We start from the raw sequence: 24,049 nt of genomic DNA on the forward strand, positions 1-24,049 counted from the left end.
ACATGGATTCTAACGTTTTTTTCAAAAACCTACACTTTTAATCGCACCCCCTCGACCAAGAAAACTTGCGATTTGGGTGGAGAAGCGTAGAATCTGCGCAAAATAACAATTACTGATGAACCATACTATGCCAGATGATCCTGTGGCTCAAATGAAAATATCCAGAAGCAAAATTCTTCCTTTGTTAAGCCGCTATTCAAACAAGTTGCTTGAGGCTTTTCTCGTTGATGCGTGCGAAAAAGAGGAGGCGTTTGCCAAAGAGTTGCTGATAATGGCCATTAAGCATAAGTGGCTTTTTAAGATTTCAGATGATGATTTAACAGGTGAAGAGAAGGCGACCCTGTTTGAGCAGCTTGAGTTAGACGAAACCTTATCAGGCTTAAAACAAAACTTAAAACAAAAGTCGCGCGAGCGTCAAAGGTTTCTGAAAAAGATAGAAAAAAAAGTCTCTGATCTTCAGCAACAGTTATTTGCTATATTGAAACTTATCCCGAACAGTATTAAAGCGTACCTTTATGAGAACCGCACTGTTTCTGAGCAAAATTTTATAGATGAATGGCTTGAGAAGCAAGCTGCTGGCGCTAATGAGCTGCATAGCTGGTTGTTGATCATCGTGTATTTTCAGACTATCGATGAATGTTTGGCGCGTCTTGGTTATTTTTCTTTGCAAACGGCCTTGAGACAAAGCTTGGGCGAAATGCTTAAGTTTGCAGATCAGCTTGGCTGGTTTGAGCTTGGCCAGCTGCCTGAGTATGAAAAATGCATGCGTGATGAGCTGCGAAAAGATCGCGCGCCCGATCATCGAGATTATTATGATTTTCTACGTTTATTTGATTTCCCTAAAAGCGAAAAAGGGCAGCAGCAGTTTATCCAGGAGCGTTTGCTGCCAATGATTCAAGATGCCTGCCCACGGATGCCGTTAAATAAACAGACTGGGCTAGCGGAAGCGTTATCATTACTGCAAGATAAGCCGGCTACGGCCAGCGCTGTGCTTTTTGCTGAGCTGATGAGCGCGCAAGCGGAGTTTTCCCCGAATTCGCCAGGCCAACAGGAAGGAAAAAAACTCTGGGTTGATCAGGATGGCGTGGCTCATTTTGTTAGGCAATCTGGTTTAACATTAGACCCACAAGGGCAAGCGCGCCCGATGAGTTTTCGCGAACATTATCTGATTTATGCTACAGCTGATGCCTTGCGTGATGATGAGGTCTTACTGGCAAAGGGCGAGGAGGATGTTAAATTTGTCGTTCGTTTGGGAAGTGCGGCGGTGTATTATGACTCTGAGGGCTTTTTTAATTACTTGCAGAAGGTATTCCAATCCCCCTCTTCAGGTCGAAACACACCATCGTCAAAAAGCTCCGCTGCTTCGTCTTCGCCGGTTTCGTTTTTTTGTGAGAAATTTTGGAGACCACCTACACCACCTACACCACTTACCGATTCAACACGAACTCCTCCAGGCGCATCACATCGATCATCGGGCTCAAGCTAAACTTTTCACTGCTAGGCGTGACAATGGTCAACTGATCAAGCTTCAGATCATTGATCGCCGTTTTCATCGAGCGCGTCACTTTCGGTGCGCTTGTCATTTTAAATTCAAAACCGTAGCGTTTGCCGTCTTTCATGATCAGCAAATCTAATTCTGCATCAGCATGTGTGGCCCAAAAGTAGCAGTCTTCATTGCGCGCGCCTAGGCTATGAATAACCTGCTCCAGCGCAAAGCCTTCCCAGGAGGCGCCGAGCATGGGGTGTGTGTTGAGTGCATGTTGTGTTTTGATACCCAATAAAGAGTGCAGTATGCCGCTGTCGCGAAAATAAATTTTGGGCGATTTCACTTGGCGCTTGGAAATGTTTTCATGCCAGGGCTTAAGCTCACGAACCATAAAGGTTCCGCTGAGAATATCGATATAGTGTCGTATCGTGCTATGCGAAACACCGAGCGAGCGCCCAAGGTTCGAAGCGTTTAAAATATTGGCATGATTGTGTGCGAGCATCATCCAAAAACGCTGCAGTTGCTGAGCGGGCACGCGTATGCCAAGGTTGGGAAGGTCTTGCTCAAGATAGGTGCGGATATAGGACTGTCGCCAAAGGTCACTGTATTCATCGGTTTCAGCTAAAAAACTTCGTGGGAAGCCCCCTCTTAACCAGGTTCTATCAAGTTGGTGAGTTTCGCTCAATAAAAAAGGTGTGAGTTCGAGGTAGGTGATTCGTCCAGCCAAGCTTTCAGCGCTTTGTTGTATGAGGTCGCGTGAGGCGCTGCCTAATATTAAATACTGTTGATTGGGTTTGTGATCCACCAGGTAGCGGAGGCTAGAAAATAAATCGGGGCGCTTTTGTATTTCGTCAATAGTGACTAAGCCTGTTAACGAACCCAGCGCGTATTCTGGGTCTTCAAGGCGAGATAAACTCACTGCGCTATCCAAATCAAAGTAGTGAGTTTGGCCACTGTTGGCGATCATTTTTGCGGCCGTCGTTTTGCCGCATTGGCGCGGTCCAAGGATGGCCACGATGGGCGTGACCTTAAAGCTTTTTTCGATTTGTTCGCGAAGATGGGCGCGCTCAAGCATGTGAAGTTACCTTGAAAATTGATAGATTATATTGCAATTTTCAAGGTAATTTAACAGTTTGTCAATATTTTACCTTGAAAATTGAGTGATAATCTTGCAATTTTCAAGGTAAATGGGTGGGTGCTAAAAACAGCGGTTACTCTTCAATCGTTTCTGAAAAACCGCAGCCTTCTTGCGGGCAGACTTTTTGCTTGCCCGAGCGCTTGGTTTCTTTGAGCATCAAGATTGGCCATTGGCATTTCGGGCAAGCTTCCGTGATCGGCGGGTACCACAGCGCATATTTGCATTTTGGGTAGTCTGAGCACGAATAAAAGGTTTTACCTTTTCGCGATTTGCGTTCAAGGATCTTGCCTTTGTGACATTCTGGGCATTCAACATTCGTGTCCACCGGTTTGTTGATCGACTCAATGTGTGTGCATTTCGGGTAATTGCTGCAAGCGATAAATTTACCGTAGCGTCCTGTTTTGTAAATCAGTTGGCCTTCGCATTTCGGGCAAGGGTAGTCGTCAAACGTTGAGGGTGTGTCATCCCCGCCGTCGTTTAAATTACGCGTGTATTTACATTCAGGGTAGTTATTGCAGCCAATAAAACGACCGTTGCGCCCTAGGCGAATCGACAATTGGCCGCCGCAGTCGGGGCACTTTTCATCAATCGCTTCTTGTGTGACATCACTGCGCTGCACGGTTTCGCCGATCGTGTTTACTTGTTTGATGAACGGGTGCCAGAATTCATCCAATACGGGTACCCATTGTTTTTCACCGCGCGCAACGGCGTCGAGTTGGTCTTCGAGTTCTGCTGTGAAGCCATAGTCCACGTATTGTGTGAAATAATTCGTGAGAAATTTATTCACGATACGGCCGACATCCGTTGGATGAAAACGCTTGTTGTCCAGTGTGACGTAATCACGCTGCACCAGTGTCGACAAAATGCTGGCATAGGTCGAAGGTCGGCCGATGCCGTGTTCTTCGAGTGCTTTCACCAGGCTCGCTTCGGAATAACGTGGTGGCGGTTCTGTGAAATGTTGCTTTGCAATGATGTCGAGCAAATCAACGATGTCGCCTTCTTTCAAATCGGGCAGTAAATTTTCGCCCTCTTCTTGTTTGTCGTCAAAGCTTTCCATGTACACCGACATAAAGCCTGGAAACGCAATCGTCGAGCCTGTGGCGCGAAAGGTGTCGGCTTTGCCCGAGCTTAAATCCATGGCCACCGTGTTGATTAAGGCTTGCGTCATCTGGCTGGCCAAGGCGCGCTTCCAAACCAAGTCGTACAGTTTGAATTGGTCAGATGATAGTTGTGATTTGATTTTGTGAGGCAATAAGCGTGCCTGCGATGGGCGAATGGCTTCGTGTGCTTCTTGCGCGTTTTTACTTTTCGTTTTAAATGTGCGAACGCTGTCGGGCAAATAATCTTTGCCGTATTCTTTTTCAATCGTCGCGCGAATATCATCCAGCGCTTCTTGTGCCAAGTGCACCGAGTCGGTACGCATATAGGTAATCAAACCGGTGGATACGCCGTCGATGTCGACACCTTCATACAGTTGCTGCGCGGTCCGCATAGTGCGCTGGGCGCCAAAGCCTAGTTTACGCGAAGCTTCTTGCTGTAAAGTGGAGGTAATAAAAGGGGGGGCGGGGTTTCGTTTGCGCTGCTTTTTCTCAACATTGATGACTGTGAGTTTGCCCGCGGCATCTTTCATCAAGCGGGTTTTTAAATCCGTTGCGCTTTTTTCATCAACAACGGTAAACTGCTCGACTTTTTGAGCGTCCAATTGTGTGAGCTTGGCTTGGAAACCTTGCTTGCTGGCTTCGCAATCTGCGGTGATGGACCAGTATTCGCGCGCCACAAAGGCTTCGATGTCTTCTTCGCGCTCAACAATTAAACGAAGCGCCGGGCTTTGCACGCGACCGGCGGATAAGCCGCGGCGAATTTTTTTCCAGAGTAGCGGCGATAAATTAAAGCCCACTAAGAAATCCAGGGCGCGACGCGCTTGTTGTGCGTTCACGAGTTCCATGGAAATATCGCGTGGGTGAGCCACAGCCGCTTGCACGGCACGTTTAGTGATTTCGTTAAAGGTAATGCGATAGATTTTTTTGTCTTTAAGCTTGCGCGCGTTCTTTAACAGCTCAACCAAATGCCAAGCAATGGCTTCACCTTCGCGATCCGGATCGGGTGCGAGGTAAAGATTTTCAGCGTCGCTTAAAGCTTTCTTGATGGCATCGATGTGTTTTTTGCTGCGATCAATGGGTTGATACTGCATCGCAAAGTGGTCATCGGGGTTAACCGCGCCTTCTTTCGGCACTAAGTCCCGCACATGACCAAAAGAAGCCAGGACTTGGAAATCTTTACCCAAATACTTTTTGATGGTTTTCGCTTTGGCGGGCGACTCAACGATGACGATATTCTTGCTCAATGGGGGCGACCTTCTTCTGAGAATAGGATCATGTCTTGCAGCACTGCAAGTTGATCTTTTTTATCTTCGATGCCATACATGGACATCAAGCTTACCCAGGTGATTTCCATGGTGTCAACCACAGGCTCGTCTAGCGCCATGGATAAATGAATGATGATTTCGCGTAGGCTGGCATCAATGATGTGGTTGTTTTCAAGTTGCTGTAAGAAATCACGAGCACCTTGGGTGATTTTGTGGGCTTCGTAGTCTAAATAAACACGAAAGGAGTTTGGGGCGACTTGGCCAATATTGTGTTTGCGCTCGAGTTGCAGCTCGGCTAACAGGCCAAACCAGCACAGGGCTTGGGCGGCTTGTTCACGCTTGAAGCCTTGTTTGACCATTTCGCTTAAGACGTCATCGGGTTTGTCAAAGACGATATCGCTATCGATAAAGTTCTCAAACACAAACATCAGGGCGGTCAGTAAGCTGTCTTGTTGTAATATCATGTGGGCTCTCATTTCTCCGGTAGCCTCCGGCGACGGCGTTAATGTACTGGTCTAACTCCAGCTCTGTCAACATCACCAGTACTTTTTCTAACTCCAGGCCGGCGTGGCTGGCAATTTCACTGGCGTTGAGTTGATTGTCGCCCAGGGCGTTTAATACCTTATTATATAGAGGGTCTCTATGTCGCTGCCTAGGGTAGCGTTTTTGCGCATAATTGTCCAATTTTTGATCTTGATTTTCTGGGCCAGAAACTAGTTGATTGTTTTTTAGGTGAAACATAATGTCGTCGGGTGTTTCGGCTAAGTAAGCCCCCTCTTTGATCAGTTGGTGACAGCCACGTGAGTGCGGTTGACGGATTGATCCCGGCAGGGCAAACACATCCCGACCTTGGTTGTTGGCCAGATACGCCGTGATCAATGAGCCGCTTTTTAGGGTGGCTTCAATCACGATGGTGGCCAAGCTCAGCCCGCAGACAATGCGATTACGCTGTGGGAAATGAAAGGCGCGCGGCGCAGTATTCAGCGAAAATTCGCTGATAAGTAACCCATTTTGTGTTATTTTTCTTGCTAGATCTTTGTTTTTATAGGGATAAATCCTTTCAAGCCCAGAGCCAAGTACTGCAATGGTGTGACCATGCTTTAAAGCGCCCTCGTGGGCGGCTGCGTCAATGCCGTAAGCTAAGCCGCTCACGACGGTCAAGCCTTGGGAGGCGAGGCTTTCAGCAAATTCCCCGGCGTTGGCGAGCCCTTGTGGGCTGGGTTTTCGGCTGCCGACTAGCGCGATTTTGTTATTTATAAGTATGTTTTTTTGTCCTTTTAAGTAGAGCCCTAGCGGTGCAGTGTGGATTTCGCGCAGCAAGGGTGGGTAGTCCGTGTGCCAATAATGCAGGTAGTGATGATGCTCTAGCTTGAGCCAATGCTCAGCTTGCTCAATGGCTAGCCAGTCTATGGCAAGTATCAGTTTAACCAGTCGTTCCGGTGTCTCGAGCGCTCGCAAGGCCCTTTCATTTAAATGAAGTAACTCATCCAATGGGCAGTGTGCATGCAATGTTTCAAGCCATTCGGGCGGTACATTGTGAAGTTGGCTGAGCGCTAAAGCTGTGTGTTGTGTAAGTTTCATTATAGTGATCTCAGGTTATAAGTTAGTCAGTGTGTGCCGACGGTTATGGAGTGCCACAAAAGAATGCAGCAACCTAGGTTGCTGCATTGCACGTAATGATAATGCGGGAGTATTAAAGATGTCTGTGTGAAAAAAGTTTTACAATACGAGTGTGAGTTCGGTTGCTTGGCGGATCGCGCGTTTAGCATCGAGTTCTAAGGCAACATCAGCACCACCGATTAAATGCACAGGCTTATTCAAGGCTTGAACAGCAGTGAGTAAATCACGGTTAGGCTCTTGACCAGCGCAGATGATGATGGTGTCAGCGGGGATGCAGTGAAGTGTTCCATCATAGCGAATGTGTAAACCGGCGTCATCAATTTTTTCATAACTCACGCCCGTCAGCATGTTCACTTTATCATGCTTTAAGCGTAGGCGGTGAATCCAGCCGGTGGTTTTGCCCAAGTCTTTGCCCATTTTGCTGGATTTGCGCTGCAGCATGGTGACATCGTGCTTTAATGTGTTTTTTTGTTTAGGTTTGACTAAACCGCCTCGGTGTTGCATGTCTAAGTCAATGCCCCATTCGGCGGCGAAATGTTCTTTACTTTGTTTTGGCTCGTGTAATAAGAATGATGCAATATCAAAACCAATACCCCCTGCACCAATAATCGCCACTTGATGGCCCACGTTCACACGCTCTGTGATCACGTCGACATAAGAGACAACGGATGCATGCTCAATGCCAGGAATAGAAGGTGTGCGCGGTTTGATGCCTGTGGCCAAAATAATTTCGTCAAAGTTCGTCAGATCCGTAGGGCTGACTTCGTGGCTCAACTGATGGTTTACGTTCAGGCGTGTGAGTTCAGTCTTAAAATAACGCAGCGTTTCATAAAACTCTTCTTTGCCCGGTACGCGTTTAGCAAAATTGAACTGCCCACCTATTTCATCATTTTTATCAAACAAGGTTACGTTGTGTCCACGCTTGGCGAGTATTAAGGCTGCCTGCAAACCTGCGGGGCCTGCACCTACCACGGCGAAAGACTTTTTTTGTTCAGCAGGTTTGAGTATGAGTTTGGTTTCATAACAGGCAAAGGGGTTCACTAAACAACTGACGGTTTTATTTTGAAAGGCATGATCGAGGCAGGCTTGGTTGCATGCAATACAGGTGTTGATACGGCCGCTTTCGCCACGTTTGGCTTTACTCACAAATTCGGCATCGGCTAAGAAAGGGCGTGCCATGGAAATCATGTCGGCGAAGCCGTCTTGCAATAAAGATTCGGCCACGTCAGGTGTGTTAATGCGGTTGCAAACAATCACCGGTGTCTTGACTGATTGCTTGAGCTTTTTTGCAAGTGAGGCAAACTCAGCACGAGGTACGCTGGTGGCGATGGTGGGAATGCGCGCCTCATGCCAGCCAATGCCCATGCTGAGTAAAGTGACGCCGGCTTTTTCGAGCGCTTGCGCAAGTTGTATCACTTCATCCCAGCTTGAACCGCCTTCAATTAAATCCAGCAATGAAATTCTAAAGATAATAATAAAGTCGTCGCCTACAGTGCGACGTACTTTGCGCACAATCTCTAAGGCAAATCGCATGCGATTTTCAAAAGAGCCGCCCCATTTGTCTTGGCGCTTGTTGGTGCGCTGCGATAAAAATTGTGTGATGAGGTAACCTTCAGAACCCATGATTTCAACGCCATCGTAACCCGCGCGGCGCGCAAGTTTTGCGGCACGGGCATAGTGGCGTATCGTTCGGGCGACTCCCCAGCTCGATAATTGCCACGGTTTAAACGGACTGATCGGCGACTTAATCCGCGAGGGCGCAACACACAGTGGGTGATAGCTGTAACGCCCGGCGTGTAAAATCTGCAACGCAATTTTCCCGCCGTGTTTATGCACAGAGTCTGTGATGTTGCGATGTGCGCGAGCTTCCGAGCGCGTTGTCATTTTGCAGGCAAAAGGATATAGGCGGCCGGCTTGGTTCGGTGAAAAACCGCCGGTGACAATCAAGCCCACATCGTGCTTTGCACGTTCTTCACAAAACGCCGCTAATCTGTCGAGGTTCTTTTCTTCAAGGGCAGTGTGCATTGAGCCCATTAAGGTGCGGTTTCGTAATTGTGTGAAACCAAGGTCTAAAGGGGTGAGTAATTTTTCATACTGTATTTTTGTCATGCTAATTCTGCTATTTGGCTTAGCGCCCTGACGTCTTTATTTAAATACGTATCTAAATAGGCGGTGTAACACATGTAATTTTGCTATCAGAAAACGACTCTACATGCGAAAAATTAAAAAATCTATGTAAAAATAGTATTGAATAATAATTTCACATAAAATTTTAAATAAGCTATTGATTATTCGTAGCGAAGGCAATCAATCGGATCTAGCTTCGATGCTTTGTAAGCAGGGTAGTAGCCGAAAAAGATACCGATAAAGACGGAAATCGAAAAACCAATCGCGGGCGGCAAGATGAATAAACTGAAATCCCAGCCTTTCACCAGGGCAATAATATAAGAAATGAGCACGCCCAAGATCACCCCTAGGGTGCCGCCGAAAAGAGATAACAACGTTGATTCAACTAAAAACATTAGGCGAATATCGCGCCGTTTTGCACCCAGCGCCATGCGGATACCAATTTCACGTTTTCGCTCGGTGACAGAGACTAGCATGATATTCATGACACCGATGCCGCCGACAATTAGCGAAATCGCGCCAATAAAACCTAAGAACAAGGTTAAGATTTCTTGTTGGTTTTTCATTTTCTCAATCATTTGCTTGGGGCTTTCAAAATACAACTGGTAACTGCTGGAGAGTGTTTGGAAATAATGTTTGATGTGTGCTTGGAGTTGGTCGAGGTCAGGGTTACCGTTCAGTCGCAAGATGATGTTGTTGATCGCCGCGTATTTGCTGGTCACGAGCGCAGCGTCAATCGGGATGATGACCGCGCCGTTTAAATCCACAAAAATAAAACCACTGGATGGCCAGGGTTTGATAACACCTGCCACTGTGTAGTAATTGCCTTGAACATTGATCTGCTGGCCCATGGGGTTTTTGTTATTCGCTTTTAACATCTGCTTATAAACATTATCGCCAATCACACAATACGGGCTGTAATGATCCATGAATGAAATGAAACGTCCTTTGCTTAAAGATAGTTTCATCATGCTTTTGAGTACGGGAGTCGCACCGATGATCGATCCATTCAGGTTATTGCCCGCATAGGTGAGGTTGTTATAGTCAGCCACATAAGGCGCAACACTTTCGATATTCGGCGATAAGTTTTTAATGGCTAAAGCTTGGGGTAATGTGATGGACTTCTGAGAATTGCTACTTTCGTCACTGTTGCTTTGATTCACTGAAATCGCTAATAAATTTGTGCCGAGCGATTTAAACTGCAATAAGACCTGACGCGTCATCAATTCCCCACCTGACACCATGGCGACCACGGAAGCTGCGCCCACCAAGATGCCTAGGATAGCGAGAAAGGTGCGCAGTTTTGTTGATAGCAGATTAACGATGGCATCACGAAAATGTTGGCCGAGTTCAACGTGGTGAATTTTAGAGTCCATCGCTGACCTCACCATCGGCTAAGTGAATGATGCGGTCGCAGGCTGATCCGACCTCCGGGTCGTGTGTAACAATCACCACGGTTTTATTTTCATTTTTGTTTAAATGCGTTAAGACATCCATCACTGCATCACTGGTTTTTGAGTCAAGCGCCCCTGTAGGCTCATCGGCTAAGATCAGATCAGGGCCACCAACCAGTGCGCGAGCAATGGCCACACGTTGTTGTTGGCCGCCAGACATGGCATTGGGTTTGGAGTTAGCCAATCGTGCGATGCCCATTTTCTCGAGCATGGCGTGGGCTTTTTCTTCGGCATCGGAATGGTCCATGCCTCGGTAGCTCAGTGAAAGCGTGATATTTTGTAGTGCTGTAAAGCGAGGCAATAAAAAAAAGGATTGAAATACGAAGCCAATTTTATGGTTTCGAAAATCAGCGAGCTCGTCATCGTTAAAATGTGAAACATCCGTGCCGCTTAAATGGTACTGGCCGCTACTGGGCCGATCCAGTAAACCTAAAATATTGAGCATCGTTGACTTACCTGAGCCAGATGAGCCCATGATCGCGACAAGCTCTCTTTGTTCGATATGAATGTCCACACCTTTCAGGGCGTGAAAAGCGTGGCCGCCTACGGTGTAGGTTTTAGTGAGGTTTCTCAGCTCAATGACCGCGTTAGTAGACAATTTTATCTCCTGCGGTAAGGCCGCTTTCAATGATCACTGAATCCATGCTGGTTTTGCCGGTGACAACGGTTTTTGTCGTTGTCTTACCGTCTGCGCCTATTACAGTGACTTGGGCATCACCCGTTTTAGGGTTTTGTTTCACGGCATTAATGGGGATTTGAATCGCAGGCGGACCTTGAATATCCACGGAAGCCTTGGCGCTCATGCCGATGCGAATCAGTTTTTGTGCGTTAGCCGGTACGTTTGGAATCGTGATGGTTAAGCTAAACTCAGGTAAGCTTTGCGAGTCGGTGGCTTGGTAATCAATCGACGTAATTTTCCCTTGTAGCGTGATACCTGGAAACGCAATGCTGGTGATTTTGGCAGCGAGGCCTGTTTTTAATTCATTGATCTCAACCTCGTTGGCCTTGGCTTGGAGCGATAAACCGTTCGGCGTGCCAATGCTTAATAGTAGCTGCCCTTGTTTAACTTGGCTGCCGACGTGAATTTTTTTACTGCCGCCGCCTGAGCTGTCTGACGATGATCCACCCGAGTCACTTTGGGTTGGGAAGAGTGCGATACCATCGGATGGCGAATCAATCGGTATGCGGCTGATGTTTTTATGCGTGTTAAACGTTTTGTTGATTTCACCGATGTCATTTAGCGTGAGCGAGAAGATTTTCTTTTGGGAAGGGAAATACTGCGCGGATTTTTTCAGTTTCATTTGAGATTGAAGCAGCGACAATCGTGACAAGTAGTAGGCGCTTTGTGCTTGCGTGTATTCATCTCGAGAAACCAGCTCATGTTTATATAAGCTTTGCGTGCTTTTATAAGTTGACGTCGCGTGGTTTAAATCTTGTTTGGCCTTCAAGTATTCCGTTAAGGCGCTTTCAAAATCCTGGTGCGCTTTGCTTGAGTTAATTAACACTAGCGTCTCATCTTTTTTAACGATTTGCCCGTAATCAAAGTGCATGGCTTCAATGGTGCCGTCTAGCGGTGAAGTGATATTGTTAATTTTGTAGGGTAAAAGATTGCCCGAGAAATACAAAGTATTGTGGGTTGGCGTGGGCTTTACCACCAAGGTTTGTTGTTGGATTTTTTGTGTTGAGCTGTCATTGTCTCGACAGGCGCCCAGCAAGAGGCTTGCGAAAACCAGTAAACAAAATCCAATTTTTTGTTTCATTTAATACCTCACTCTGACGTGCCACGGCGCTAAGGTGACGCCGATTTGTTGCTCGAAAGCAGCGACGGCGTTGAGATACGCAATTTGGCTGCTGATTAAATTCGTTTTCGCGGTCGTTAAATCCTGCTGTTGCGTCAGTAACTCAAAGTTTGAGATTTTACCCGCTAAGAATTTTTGTCGATTCAGATCATAGGTTTGCTGTTGAAGTTGCATGGCTTGTCGGCTCAGCTCCACTTGCGTCTCTGAAGTTTTCAGGTTGTCGTAATCTGTTTTAATGCTCTCAATTAAGCTGCGTCGAGTTTCGGCAAGATTGATTAGCGCATCTTGAAGGCTAACTTTTGCGTTAACAATATCTGCTTTGTTTTGGAAGTTGTCGACCGGTATATCCAGGTCAAGTTTCACCGAGTTGTTGTAGTTTTGACTATTCACAAGGCTAACAAGATTGGCGTTAGCGCCGGCGCCGCTACCGCCACCGCGAGTCGTGCTTGCCGTTAAGTTTAATTGCCATTCGTTATTGTTAACTGCTTGGAGCACTGAGCGACGTAGTGAGCCTATTGCTATTCTGGCGACTTGGTAGTTGGTATTGTTTTGAAGCCCCATGTCGATGCTTTTTTTCATGCTAGGAATATGTCCTTTACCGATCAGCTGCTTGACGGTTGCGGGATAGCTAAAGCTTGTAGGCACGTCAATCGGCGTGTTTTCGGGCAGGCCCAAATCATCCAGTAATTTAGCGCGCGCTGATTCGACAGTATTCTTGTTCGATTCAATGGTTGACATGGTAGTGGCCACTTGTGCTTTAGCCTGCACAATGTCAGCGCCGGCCATGCGCCCTGCTTTAATCATTTCTTCATCGTTGGCTACAGTTTGTTTGTTTTGTTTTAACGATTCATACGAAATTTCCAAGCTTTGCTTGGCTTCCATCAGTGAAAAGTAATCGTTTAACACGGTGGTGATGGTTTGCATCGCCGTTTCTTTGAACTGTAGTTTGTTGGTGTATTCCGTGTCGACGGCATCTTCGAGTGCGATGTCTACAATCGGTTTACCAAAGCCTCGAATGAGCGGCTGTACAATTTGAAAGGTAACGCCTGGGTTGTAAACTCCGCTTTCGTAGTTGTTATCCATCGACAAGCTAAATTGCGTGCCGTAGTGGTTGTTCAAGGTTGCGCTCGGTGAAACGCTGTAGCTTGGTGTGGGCGGCGTATAAACGCCATCACTTCTACCTTGCGAAGCCTCGGCGCTACCGTCAAGTTTATACTGTGGCTGGAAATTATATTCAGCAAGCAACAAGCTAATTTTTTGTGTGATGCGGTCGTTTTCGGCGGTGATGACAGAGGGATTGTTGCGAAGCGATAAATACACGGCATCGCGTAAGCTTAGCACCAGGGTTTTCTTCGGCGCAGAAAAAGCCAAAACAGGCAGTAAGCAGCTTATTATTATGGTTGTTTGCTTGCGGTTAATCATATCAGCCTTGGTAAATAACCAATGTTGTTAGCACGAGCCAGAACCCCCAAAGATACAGCCAAAAGCCGGGAATGGATTGGCGTCTGAAGGCCCAATAAATCCCTGCGATGACAGCGCTAATGATGAGCGGCACGCCAATTAATGCGATAAGCGATGAGAGAAAGTTGCCAAGCGAGGTGTTGGCAAACACATTTTGTAACTGATGGATAAGGTCTTGATAACCCGACATTAGCCACTGAAGCGCAATCACACAATAGCGCGCAGTTAAAATGGCAATGACGCTTAATGCTAAAAAAATGCCGATTTGTTTGGCGTGGTTCATCGTTACTCTCCTAAAGCCAGTAGGCGGTTTGTGTCATCACTTTTGATGTGTGTTTCATGAGCCAACGAATCGCTGCGGGCAATTCAGCGCCGCCGGCTTGTTTGGCTAACTCCTGGTGAGCTTGTTCGTCGCTTTGCATTTGTTTCAGAATTTTTCGGCTGCGCGCATCTTCTGCGGGCAGCTCGCCTAAATGCTTATCTAAGTGCGCGACAACTTGCTTTTCTGTTTCGGCCACAAAGCCCAGGCTCCATTTGTCGCCGACAGCACCTGCGGCGGCCCCGATCATGAATGAGCCGATATACCATAGTGTGTTTAAGTAGCTTGGCTGAGAGTTAAGTTCAGCTAAACGTTGCTGGCACCAAACCAAGTGGTCGACTTCTTCTTGTTGCGCATGTTGCATTTGCTCGCGCACGTTCGCCAATTTCGCGGTGACGCTTTGGCCGTGATAAAGCGCTTGAGCGCAGACTTCACCGGTGTGGTTAACGCGCATTAGGCCGGCGGCATGACGCCTGTCTTGCTCGCTCATCTCGATTTCTGGGGTGTCGCCTGCCGGATTCTTGCGAGTCATCTCGTTGTGAACGTTCAATACAGTGCGCAGAAAACCGTCGGCGTGTAGGCAAAGTTTGTCGGCAAAGGAGAGCATGGGCGCGCCTAACTTGTTCAATAGTTTGACATTTTCCATGATCTGAGCCTCAGCGTCAATGATTGCTTGGTGTTGTGAGCCATGGATTTTAGGGTTTATCTATGGCTAAGCTGATGAGCTCAAGAGTGGGTGGGTTTAGCGTGAGTCGTTATGCTCGGGCTTTTCTTTCGTTGGTAAAGCATTGTTTAAGCCATTACCCACAAGTTTTGAGTGGTCAAGAAGATGGGCTTGGGGTTTTGTTTCCCGGGGGCGACGTTGGCTTTTTTGATAAAGCGCTTTCAAAAGACGGGGCTCAGTATACAGAGATGCCTATTGTCAACGAGCTTGTTTCAAGCTACCTAGCCGCACTTTCTCAATCGCGCCCACTAACAATATTAGAAGTCGGTGGGGGTAATGGCTTGTTCACAAAAAAGCTATTGAAAAAAGCCAAGCTTTCCAATGTTGCCTATCATTTTACTGACATCAGTCGACGGTTTACGCTTAACATGGATCGCTACGTGCAGGAAATACCCGATATAAATTTAAAAAGCACACGTTTTGATATCACGAAACCGGCTGAAAGTCAGGGGCTTGGTGACGGCTACGATTTTATTGTTGCTTTAGATGTTGTTCATGCTACCAAGGATATAGGGCAATCCCTTGAGAACTTAAAGCCATTGCTTAAGGAAAACAGTGGGTTATTGCTTATGCTTGAAACAACATGCGCACCGCTTTGGCAACATTTAATTATGGGGTTGACGGCAGGCTGGTGGTGTTTTGATGATAAGTATAGAGACGCTACCCCATTAGCTTCAGAAGTTATTTGGCAAACTGTGGCTGCTGATTGTGGTTATAAATGTATTGGCGCATTAACACTTGATAATAAACATAGTGATGCAATGGCAATGCTATTGTCGCGCTAAGCCTGCTTTTTTTAGTAAAAATAAGCCTAAAAAAGAGGCGACCAATAACGACGCTGTGATTAAATGAACAGAGATTAAATGAAAGCTTGCAATAAGCGCGCCAAATGACGAGGCTAGGCCGTAGCGAATAAATCCCGAGAAGGCGGCGGCGCTTGCAAAGTGCTGATTGACTGCGCTTAAAGATTCGCTGTTCATCAACGGTACGATAATCGCTACTGAAAATGTGCTCAAGAACATACAAGAGCAAAAAACAGCTAATGATGGGGTGTGAAAATGTGCGTGATAAAGTGTCAGGACTAAAGAGAAAATGATAATTGTAAAGAGTGCGCTTATCACGGCACGTTGAGTTCCAATGCGCTTTACAATGCTCGGCGCTAGAGCACTGCCTAAGAACAGTGCAAACGCATTCAATCCCATTAAGCCAGCTGTGATTGCTATGGTTTGACGATAAATACTTTCGAAAACAAAGCTAGCATTGTAGAGGTATGAGAAATAGGCTGAGTAAATCACTGAAACCAGAAGGCTCAGTTGGAGAAAGCGAGTATTTGAGAGCAGTGAGCGATACACGTCAAGAAGCTTGGCTCTTTTTGTTGGCATGGCTTCTTTATGATTGTTTAGTGTTTCTGGTAAAAACACGTAGCCCATTAAAAGTAAGAAGAGACCGGTAATGGCAAGCAAAATAAAAATGCCGCGCCAGCTTGAGATAGAGGCGATGAAGCCGCCGATTATAGGCGCTATCGCTGGCGATAAAGAAATAATGGCAGTGATATAACTGATGGTCTTAGTTAGGCTTTCGCCTTCGAATAAATCACGGCAGATAGCGAAGGCGCAGACTACAATCACGCTGCAGCCCAAGCCTTGTAGAATTCGGTAATAGAGTATTGAGTCAGACGATTGAGCGAAGCTACACAATAGAGACATCACGCTGTAAAGCGCCAAGCCGAATAGGAGGGTTGTTCGGCGGCCTATAATATCTGCGATGAAACCACTGAACAGTTGAGCGATAGCTAGACCAGCCAAAAACACACTGATGGTGAGCTGTATAGAGGCTTTGCTTGTTAGCAGCGCGCGCGCCATAGACCCCATGACTGGCACGTAAATATCGATCGATAGTGAGGGCAGACAAACCATCAGGCCCAGTACAATAATGCAAAAAAATGGATTGTTTAAAAAATAACGCTTAACCATGCTTAGTCAGCCGTGAATTTAAACGGGTTGTATTCTATGCCCACGTCGTAAATATCCACATCTTCCGCTTTCTTTAAAATACCAGACAGAATGTAGGCTGGAACAGCGCCAATACCAATATAGATTAGTTGGAAAATGAACATGCTAAAAATAAAAGCAAAAAATTCCTGTACGTTTAAAAAGTGGAAAAAAACAATGGCCCCAGAGATTAGCAGAGTCAATAGCTCGCCTAAAGCACTGGAAAAAACACTTCTAAATAGAAACCATTTTCCGCGATAGATAACTTTTAGCTTTGAGAGAATGTAGATGTTTAAAAAATCACCTGACAAAATACCTAGCGTGCCGCCAATAACCGCATAAAAATCCGGTCTGAGGATAAAGTCATAGGCTTGTTGGTGATTGTGTAGACCATAAGAGGGTGTGTACGATATTACTGTCATGATCGCGCCAAACAGTAACTCGGACACAATTGAACACCAAAGCAGGTTTCGAGAGATTTTATAACCATAAACTTCGGTTACAACGTCACCAAGGATATAGGTTAAAGGAAAAATATAGACATTCGCTGCCATCGTGAGGTGACCCAGTCTGACCACCTTGTAGGTGTAAGGAATTGTCGCTAAGAAAACTGTGATATAAATAATCGACAGTAGCATTAAAAATTTGTATTGCGGTTTATTTCTGGTGTTTTTGGTTGATGTTTTGTGGGTGTTCATAAGGTGTCAAATTGGCGGGTTTTTTCGGTTTTGCAGCTGCCTACGTGAATTCTGCACAAAGATGCCGGTAGCGTCAATCTTTGCGGATGCTTGAATGCAAAAGCGGGCCAAAGGCCCGCTGCATGTTTGACTGAAAAGTTTATAAGCTATCGCTGTCTCCAGGGGTTTGGCTGCCCGCGGGACTACTGTGACTGTTTGTGCTCATCCTTGCAGTAGGCTGTCCGGTCAGCATTTTGTTGTTTTGCGGATTGTCGTCGTAGTCTAATTGCGGGGCAGTGGAGCCTTGAGCACGGGCTGGCGTAATCGTATAGCCGATGCGTTTGCCTAGTGGTGTGTCGTTCAATACAGCAATACCCAGCTTACCTGTTAAGTTGTTCAGGCTGCTCGGCGATAAGCTTGACCCCTCTAAGCCTGAGTTATGGCTACCCAAAAGCACAAATCCTGACGCTGATCCGGGCCTATTGGCAATCGCTTTGAGAATAGTTGCGCCAGCGTCTGGGTCGGTGATGGTATTGGGGCTAAAAGAGATGCCGCCGGTGTCGGGCGACATAATAATCGGGGCTAGCCATTTGGCTGTATCACCGCTGACGGTAAAGCCAATTTGGTAAGATAGGCTTCTGCTCGTTTTTCCGGCCTTGTTTTTACTGACATCGAGGATCGTTCTCACAAAACCCTTAATGCTTGAGTTTGGTGCATTTTTTTGATTAAGCCCCAAGCCCGTCAAAAGTTGATCGCTGAGTGAGAATCGTGTTGTTTCAGTAAACACATTGTTTGAGATGGACTTGCCGTTCGGAAAGGTTTCACTGAATGTGCTAACGCGCATTTTTTGAGTGGTTGCAAGTCTCAGAAAGCCTGAAGCCGTATTAGGGTCTGGGAAGTCGACACTCAGGTGCCTAGTATCCGTTGCATTCACGGCGTGGATAATGGATTCGCCCGTGGCGCTGGTCACCGTGGTCGCGAATCGATTCAATCTTAGGTAGTTGCTCGACATAACCTTATAAGCCGCCGAAGAAATATCCTGATTGTGTGACACATCGAGTGAGTAGTTATTGGTTTGTGCGATAGAATTTGCGTTTATCAGCGTGTTTTCTGATTGTCTCATGGAGAGATGGTTTGATGAGTAGCGGTCTGTGCTGGTTTGCATGTTGGATAAGTCGTTGTATGAGTTTAAGGTTTTTTGCGTGGTATGGGTGATTGATGTGCCAAATGAGTTGGTATTTTCACTATTGCTTGTGTCTTGTGAGGTTGAGACACTACTGGAGTTCATGTCATTGCCTGTAAACTGGGTGGTGTTCATCGACGATGAGCTGCCAGTGGTTTGTGTATCGCTCATGCCTTGGGTGGTCAAACTAAACGCCGAGTTTTTATACGTCGTACTTGAGGTGTCTATGCTTGAGCCGTTTTCTAAAATACTCATGGTGTTGCTTACGCTTTCAAAGCTGTGATCATTTAAACCAGTGTTACTTAAGTCAAAGCTTGTGGCACCTGTAAGATAATGCGTGGCAGCGACCAATGAAGAAGCTTCGTTTCCAAGGCTAACGTCTGAAAAGCTTACGGTTTGAACTGAGCCGGATGGTGAGCCTTGATTTGCCAATGCAGCAACAGCGACCATGGCCATGGTTTGAGAGGAGACGTTGGGCATTACAGCCCCAAGCGTTGTTGATCCGCCATTGGGTAAATTAATGTCAGTATTTTCCAGGCTATTCTTGCTCAAGGTTAGTGTGCCGCCATTTGAAAGGTCGTTAAGTTCAACGCTTGTCATCATGTCGTTGGCACTCTTGAAACCGGCCTTTTTCGCAGCAGTTTGTACATCGCTATTGTTTAGGACTGCGTTAACAACGTTTTGGGTCACGGTTTGGCTTTGGCGCTTGAGTGGGGTATTAGAGGCGGCTGACGTGCTGAGATTGCTGGCCTGAGGCGTTGCATTTGCAGCGGCTGTATCAGCGTAGCTTGCGCTGGCGTAACTGATGGCACTGGCTGAGATCAGCGCAACGATTAAAGGTTTGGTGTAAAAATGATTGGAGCGTGACATGATGAATTCCTTTTCCTTTGATTGGCACAGTGTTCCACTTTAGATCAGCTTCGTTGACATTTCAACACATTGCGCGAGTATGTTTTTGGCGTTTTGTAAAGCGCGAGGCGAAGAGCCTGAGCGTCCCTTTTCTGGCAAACTTAATTTACGACTTGAGCCTGGCTTACACAGGCAAGCGTATAGGGCGGCCAGGTCCGCTGCCTAGGCTTTGATAATTTTATGTGGTGAGCGATAAATCACATCATCGTTTAAGTCGATACCCAGACCTGGCGTGTCGGGCACGTCAAAATAGCCATTTTTCGGTTGAAAATCGGGTATGCACAGTTCACGGTTAAAGGTTTTAATCGCGTAAGTGTGGTGCTCGTGAATAATGAAATTTGGTATGGCGGCTTCTAAATGCAGCGCGGCCGCTGTGGCCACAGGCCCGCCGCAAACATGCGCTTGCACTTGCACATCATACATATCCGCGTAATCGCACATTTTTTTCGCTTCGGTCAAGCCGCCGCAAAGCCCGATGTCGGGTTGTAAGATGTCGATCGTTTGTTCTTCCAGATAAGGGCGGATACCGTGGCGTAAATAAAGACGCTCGCCTGCCGCAATGGGTACGTTCAGCTTTTCCTTAAGTCGTCGGTGTAGCGCGGTATTAACATAGTTCACTGGTTCTTCGATACACAGGCAGTTAAACTCTTCGGCAATCTCACCGAGCTGCATGGCCGTTTGCAAACCCGGTAAGCTGTGGCATTCGAAAATAATTTCACCGTTTTCGCCCAGTACATCGCGCATGGCTTTCATGCGTGCACGGATGAGGTTTAAATACTCTTTTCTAAACGGTTGGGTGCAGTCGTACAGAGTCTTGCCTTTCGCATCGAACATTAGAGGGTCAACCTTAATTGCATCATAGCCTTCTTTGACCGCTTTTTCTGTCGCCTTGGCGTAGTCTTCTGGTTGCACGAGAATTTGCCGGGTTTTTGTGTCCCAATCAAACTGAAGCTGGCTGGCGTAGGTCCATAAGGTGTCGCGCTGCTTTCCACCGAGCAAGGCATGTACCGGCACATTCAGTGATTTACCTTTGATATCCCAAAGTGCGGTGTCGATTGCGCTCATCGCGGCATACACAACCGGCCCGCCACCCAATGCCCAAAAACTTTCGCGAAACATTTTCGACCAAAGCTTTTCGGTTTGCATCGGGTCAAAACCTAAAAGCATGGCTTCTGCAAATTCTTCTATCATTGCCGCGGCAGCTTTGTGTCCAAGGTCATAGGCTAAGCCCGCTTCGCCAACGCCGCTGATGCCCTCATCGGTGTGAATGCGTACAAAAACAGGGTTCCAAGTCGGGCGCTCTGGGCAGAATGTATCAAAAATTTCAATGCGATTGATTTTCATGTTTAGTCCTTGTAGTTGACGCGAGATAAGCCTTCAATGCGGCGACGAAGTGCGTCGAAGTCGATGCTAACCGATAAAATACTGTCAAATTGTGCTTTGGTTTTTTCGCAAACCGCTTGGGAGATTGGGTGGATTTCTGCATTGGCTGATAAGGTTTTGATTTGCATTTTGCACACACGCTCTAAGTAATACATAAGGTATGTGGCTTCTTCAATGCTTTGGCCTGTGGTCAGTAGTCCGTGGTTACACAGGATCATCACTTTTTTATCGCCGAGTGATGACACAATGTGCTCGCCCTCATCGCCAAGCGCAAGCCCATCCAGATCGTGGTAGGCGACGTCGTTATAAAAACGCAGGGCGTGTTGATTTAAAGGTAAAAGCCCTTCGCGCAGAGAGGCTACAGCTGTGCCGTAGATGCTGTGGGTGTGCATGGCGCTTAGGATGGTTTGCTTGGCTTTGTAAATCGAAGCGTGGATATTGTGCGCCTGAGGCATCACCGTTTGGCCGTTGTTGCTTAAGATATTGCCATCCAGGTCGGTTTTCACGAGGCGGCTGGCACAGACTTCTTCAAACGGCACGTTATGCGGCGAGATCAGCATGTGGTCCGTGTTCGGAATTCTGGCGCTTAGGTGGGTGGCTAGCAGATCATCGCAGCCATTGAAGTGAATAATGTGATGTGAGGCCGCCAGGGTCTCACGTAAAGATTGCTCATTGGCAGACATCGTCGTATCCTATCGCGCATAAAACGTACCCATGATAAGGTATTTGAATGACTAAACCCAGCCCTGCTATCGGTATTTTCCTTCTCGCGTTTATGGTGCCAGCCGGTATCTTTGGGCTCAGTGCGGTGGTGATGCCGGCAGACTTTGGTTTGGCCTCCGTTTTTTTCTATTTTTTAGGCGCCATTTTGTTTTTTATTCCGGCCTGTTATGTGGCCGCACGCTTTGGTATGCGCTGGCCTGGGCGAGAGGGTGGCGTGTATTGCTGGATCAGCGAAACGTTTGGCCCGCGCTGGGGTTTGTGGGCGGTTTGGGTGCAGTGGATACAGCAAGTGATTTGGTATCCCACCATTTTGTCTTACATGGCCAGTACGTTTGCGTTTGTGTTTTTTCCGCACGATGTTAATAGCCAGCTGTTTATCGCACTATTTTGTGTGATTTTCTTTGTGCTGCTCACCGGTGTGGCAATGTGTGGTATCGAGTTGTCTTCACGCGTGATTGCGCTGGCGTTTATTATTGGTGTACTGCTACCCGGTTTGTTGTTTATTGTGCTGGTCATCGTTTGGCAGTGCTCAAACCAGCCGACCTTGTTGCACTTTTCTTGGTCTGGCTTTTTACCCAGTCGGCACGATTGGCATAATATCGCCTTGTTTAACGGGGTTCTCACAGGCTTTACCGGTGTGGAGCTGTGTGCTGCTTACGCGCATCGGGTAAAGCGCCCGGCGTTTACCTACACTTGGGCAATTGTGATTGCTACGTTTATCACGCTGACGGTGTTTATATTAGGCACGCTGGCTGTGGTTGCCGTTTTGCCTGCCGATAAAACCTCATTCACCTTTGCTATTATTCACGCAATCGATGTCACGCTGTCGCATTTTCATTTAGGCTGGCTCAGCAAGTGGGTGGGTTTGTTGATCGTGGTGGGCAGTTTTGCGATTGTCTTGGTTTGGATCTTGGGTCCAATGTTAAGTTTTTATTCCAGCGCTAAGCATCATCAGTTGCCCAAGTGGTTTTCAAAAACCAGCAAGAAAGGCATCCCTATTAATTTGTTGATACTGCAAGGTGTCGTGGTATCGGCTTTTTCACTCGTTTTTTATTTCTCTTCTACGGTGAATGATGCCTTTTGGCTGTTAAGTGCGCTATCTGCGCAAGTGTATTTTTTATTATACTTTGTGTTGTTTTTGGCCGCGCTCAAACTTCAGCGCAGTCTTTTTTTATGGGTGTGTGTGGTGCTTGGAGCGATCGGTTGCTTGTTTACCGTTATCGTGCCTTTTGCTCCGCCCAAAGAATTATTGGGTGATATGAGCATTGTCCACTACGAATTATTTATTGGTTTGGGTTTGGTGCTGTGTTGCGCTTTTCCTTGGGTCTGGAGTTTGATTTATAAACCACACGGAGGCACTGCTCAATGAATCAGAAACGTTATAAGCAAGCCGCAGCAGAAGCTGCACTAGAGTACGTTGAACACGGTATGATTCTTGGTGTGGGTACGGGCAGCACGGTGGATTTTTTTATTGAAGCGCTAGCGGGTATGAGAAACAAGCTTGATGGCGCGGTGCCAAGCTCTAAGCGCACCGCAGAGGCGCTAAAGCGTGCGAAAATTCCTGTGCTGGACTTAAACGCAACCGGCGATATACCTTTATATATAGACGGCGCTGATGAAGTGAATCCGCAAAAACAAATGGTTAAGGGCGGCGGTGGCGCGATGACCGGTGAGAAAATTGTTGCGACTGCGTCTAAGCGTTTTGTGTGCATTGTCGATGAGAGCAAGTGCGTGGATCGCTTAGGCGATTTTCCTATTGCTGTTGAAGTGTTGCCGATGGCGCGTAGTTTGGCGGGGCGCGCGTTGGTCAAGCTTGGCGGTAGCCCTGAGTACCGCCATGGCTTTGTGACGGATCACGGTAACTATGTACTCGATGTATTTAACTTGAATCTTAGCGATCCGCTTGCGATGGAAGCCGCTTTAAATCAAATCCCGGGTGTGGTGTGCCACGGCTTGTTTGCTGAGCGTTGTGCGGATCATGTGATTGTTGCGGGCAAGTCGGGTGTTGAGGTGTTTTAATTGCCGCGGATAGCTTGGGTTGAGGAAGGTTATGACGATAACCCGGGTTTTTGAGCTCTAATATTTAGGCGCGTTGCCTAGACCAATAAACTGGCCACCTTGGGGTTGTATTTAAGTGCACTGATAATGTTTGCCATGTGTGCTGAAATAGGGCGGTCTCTGTAAACATCGTTTGCAGCAATAGCGTATTCTTCTATCGTAAATATCATGGTTCTTCCCCTTGTGGGTAGTCGATAAAGGTTAGTGCTAAAAATTTAACGTTAGAGCCCTGGATAGGCGGCGATTCGTTTTTCATTTCCCAAACTCTTTTTATGGCTTTAATCGAGAGTTTTTTCGTATAAATTTTTTTGCCAGAGATATAAGATAAAGCTGCGCCTTTTGCTTTGGCTAGTGAGAGCGAACACGGTAATTTAAACCCCACATAGTTCATTTTTGGATTGTCACCCAGCATTGAGTCAATTAAAGGGTAGCTATTAATGGGTGTGTGTTGTTTTTGAATGATTAAGAAAATATTTTTTGGCTGAGGTTTAGGGTCTGTTTACAATTTATTTTCACGCTGCAAACTGAGTGAACTTGGTCCAAGTTGCTCATTATTTTCGTTAAATAGGGTTAGCTATTCGCCTCAAATAATAAACAACTTGGCCTCAACCCCTTCAGTTTTCGCTTGCAAA

23 protein-coding genes (1 of these 23 cut by a window edge) are annotated in these 24,049 nt (G+C 46.8%); 5 read left to right on the forward strand and 18 right to left on the reverse strand.

The annotated features are described in order from the left end of the window. Positions 1–127: 127 nt before the first annotated feature. Complete coding sequence (locus COV52_01205; protein PIR11946.1) at positions 128–1,486, forward strand: hypothetical protein; 1,359 nt, start codon at positions 128–130, stop codon at positions 1,484–1,486. On the opposite strand, the gene COV52_01210 is transcribed toward COV52_01205, so the two are convergent. The 11 genes from COV52_01210 to COV52_01260 form a co-directional block, all read right to left on the reverse strand. Beyond that, complete coding sequence (locus COV52_01210) at positions 1,428–2,561, reverse strand: hypothetical protein (GenBank protein ID PIR11947.1); 1,134 nt, start codon at positions 2,559–2,561, stop codon at positions 1,428–1,430. The two genes, COV52_01205 and COV52_01210, sit on opposite strands and share 59 nt — an antisense overlap. 136 nt (positions 2,562–2,697) lie before the next feature. Further along, on the reverse strand, positions 2,698–4,968 hold the full coding sequence (locus COV52_01215; GenBank protein ID PIR11948.1) for a DNA topoisomerase I: 2,271 nt from the start codon (positions 4,966–4,968) through the stop codon (positions 2,698–2,700). Further along, positions 4,965–5,465, reverse strand: coding sequence for a hypothetical protein (locus COV52_01220; GenBank protein PIR11949.1), 501 nt, complete (start codon positions 5,463–5,465; stop codon positions 4,965–4,967). Before COV52_01220 ends, COV52_01215 begins: the two co-directional genes overlap by 4 nt. Further along, positions 5,404–6,570, reverse strand: a complete 1,167-nt coding sequence (gene dprA / locus COV52_01225; protein ID PIR11950.1) for a DNA-protecting protein DprA — start codon at positions 6,568–6,570, stop codon at positions 5,404–5,406. Before dprA ends, COV52_01220 begins: the two co-directional genes overlap by 62 nt. A gap of 138 nt (positions 6,571–6,708) precedes the next feature. Beyond that, positions 6,709–8,718, reverse strand: coding sequence for an NADPH-dependent 2,4-dienoyl-CoA reductase (gene fadH, locus COV52_01230; protein ID PIR11951.1), 2,010 nt, complete (start codon positions 8,716–8,718; stop codon positions 6,709–6,711). A gap of 179 nt (positions 8,719–8,897) precedes the next feature. Further along, positions 8,898–10,127 (reverse strand): hypothetical protein, encoded by a 1,230-nt coding sequence (locus COV52_01235; GenBank protein PIR11952.1) that lies wholly within the window; start codon positions 10,125–10,127, stop codon positions 8,898–8,900. Beyond that, positions 10,102–10,788 (reverse strand): macrolide ABC transporter ATP-binding protein, encoded by a 687-nt coding sequence (locus COV52_01240; GenBank protein PIR11953.1) that lies wholly within the window; start codon positions 10,786–10,788, stop codon positions 10,102–10,104. The genes COV52_01235 and COV52_01240 overlap by 26 nt, the downstream gene beginning before the upstream one ends. Next, positions 10,778–11,950: a hypothetical protein gene (locus COV52_01245; protein PIR11954.1), complete on the reverse strand. Its 1,173-nt coding sequence runs from the start codon at positions 11,948–11,950 to the stop codon at positions 10,778–10,780. Before COV52_01245 ends, COV52_01240 begins: the two co-directional genes overlap by 11 nt. Beyond that, positions 11,951–13,411 (reverse strand): hypothetical protein, encoded by a 1,461-nt coding sequence (locus COV52_01250; protein PIR11955.1) that lies wholly within the window; start codon positions 13,409–13,411, stop codon positions 11,951–11,953. 1 nt (position 13,412) lies between these two features. After that, positions 13,413–13,733: a hypothetical protein gene (locus COV52_01255; protein PIR11956.1), complete on the reverse strand. Its 321-nt coding sequence runs from the start codon at positions 13,731–13,733 to the stop codon at positions 13,413–13,415. A 10-nt stretch (positions 13,734–13,743) separates the two neighbouring features. Continuing rightward, positions 13,744–14,376, reverse strand: a complete 633-nt coding sequence (locus COV52_01260; GenBank protein ID PIR11968.1) for a demethoxyubiquinone hydroxylase family protein — start codon at positions 14,374–14,376, stop codon at positions 13,744–13,746. Between the two features lie 101 nt (positions 14,377–14,477). On the opposite strand from COV52_01260, the gene COV52_01265 reads away from it, so the two are divergent. Beyond that, positions 14,478–15,278: a hypothetical protein gene (locus tag COV52_01265; GenBank protein ID PIR11957.1), complete on the forward strand. Its 801-nt coding sequence runs from the start codon at positions 14,478–14,480 to the stop codon at positions 15,276–15,278. Here COV52_01265 and COV52_01270 read toward each other — a convergent pair. The 3 genes from COV52_01270 to COV52_01280 form a co-directional block, all read right to left on the reverse strand. Then, the gene (locus COV52_01270; protein PIR11958.1) at positions 15,264–16,466 is read right to left on the reverse strand and encodes a hypothetical protein; all 1,203 of its coding nucleotides are present in this window, start codon (positions 16,464–16,466) and stop codon (positions 15,264–15,266) included. The two genes, COV52_01265 and COV52_01270, sit on opposite strands and share 15 nt — an antisense overlap. Before the next feature lie 2 nt (positions 16,467–16,468). Further along, a complete protein-coding gene (locus tag COV52_01275; GenBank protein ID PIR11959.1) occupies positions 16,469–17,182 on the reverse strand; it encodes a hypothetical protein in 714 nt (237 codons plus the stop codon). Positions 17,183–17,321: 139 nt separating this feature from the next. Beyond that, positions 17,322–19,214: a hypothetical protein gene (locus COV52_01280; GenBank protein ID PIR11960.1), complete on the reverse strand. Its 1,893-nt coding sequence runs from the start codon at positions 19,212–19,214 to the stop codon at positions 17,322–17,324. Positions 19,215–19,293: 79 nt separating this feature from the next. Here COV52_01280 and COV52_01285 point away from each other — a divergent pair, with 79 nt between their 5' ends. Next, on the forward strand, positions 19,294–19,419 hold the full coding sequence (locus tag COV52_01285) for a hypothetical protein (protein ID PIR11961.1): 126 nt from the start codon (positions 19,294–19,296) through the stop codon (positions 19,417–19,419). Here COV52_01285 and COV52_01290 read toward each other — a convergent pair. Both COV52_01290 and COV52_01295 read right to left on the reverse strand, forming a co-directional pair. Continuing rightward, positions 19,416–20,597, reverse strand: a complete 1,182-nt coding sequence (locus COV52_01290; GenBank protein ID PIR11962.1) for an MR-MLE family protein — start codon at positions 20,595–20,597, stop codon at positions 19,416–19,418. The genes COV52_01285 and COV52_01290 overlap by 4 nt on opposite strands. A 2-nt stretch (positions 20,598–20,599) precedes the next feature. Next, entirely contained in the window at positions 20,600–21,319 is a 720-nt protein-coding gene (locus COV52_01295) for an aldolase (GenBank protein ID PIR11963.1), read from the reverse strand. Positions 21,320–21,366: 47 nt separating this feature from the next. On the opposite strand from COV52_01295, the gene COV52_01300 reads away from it, so the two are divergent. Then, entirely contained in the window at positions 21,367–22,728 is a 1,362-nt protein-coding gene (locus COV52_01300) for a hypothetical protein (protein ID PIR11964.1), read from the forward strand. Further along, entirely contained in the window at positions 22,725–23,378 is a 654-nt protein-coding gene (locus COV52_01305) for a ribose 5-phosphate isomerase A (protein PIR11965.1), read from the forward strand. The genes COV52_01300 and COV52_01305 overlap by 4 nt, the downstream gene beginning before the upstream one ends. Before the next feature lie 205 nt (positions 23,379–23,583). On the opposite strand, the gene COV52_01310 is transcribed toward COV52_01305, so the two are convergent. Further along, entirely contained in the window at positions 23,584–23,829 is a 246-nt protein-coding gene (locus COV52_01310; protein ID PIR11966.1) for a hypothetical protein, read from the reverse strand. A 171-nt stretch (positions 23,830–24,000) separates the two neighbouring features. Continuing rightward, positions 24,001–24,049, reverse strand: the final stretch of a protein-coding gene (locus COV52_01315; GenBank protein ID PIR11967.1) for a hypothetical protein. Its footprint extends 233 nt past the window's final position; only the last 49 of its 282 coding nucleotides appear in the window; the start codon falls outside the window, past its right edge; the stop codon is at positions 24,001–24,003.

The sequence above is a fragment of the Gammaproteobacteria bacterium CG11_big_fil_rev_8_21_14_0_20_46_22 genome, assembly GCA_002796245.1.
GTDB lineage: Bacteria > Pseudomonadota > Gammaproteobacteria > UBA12402 > UBA12402 > 1-14-0-20-46-22.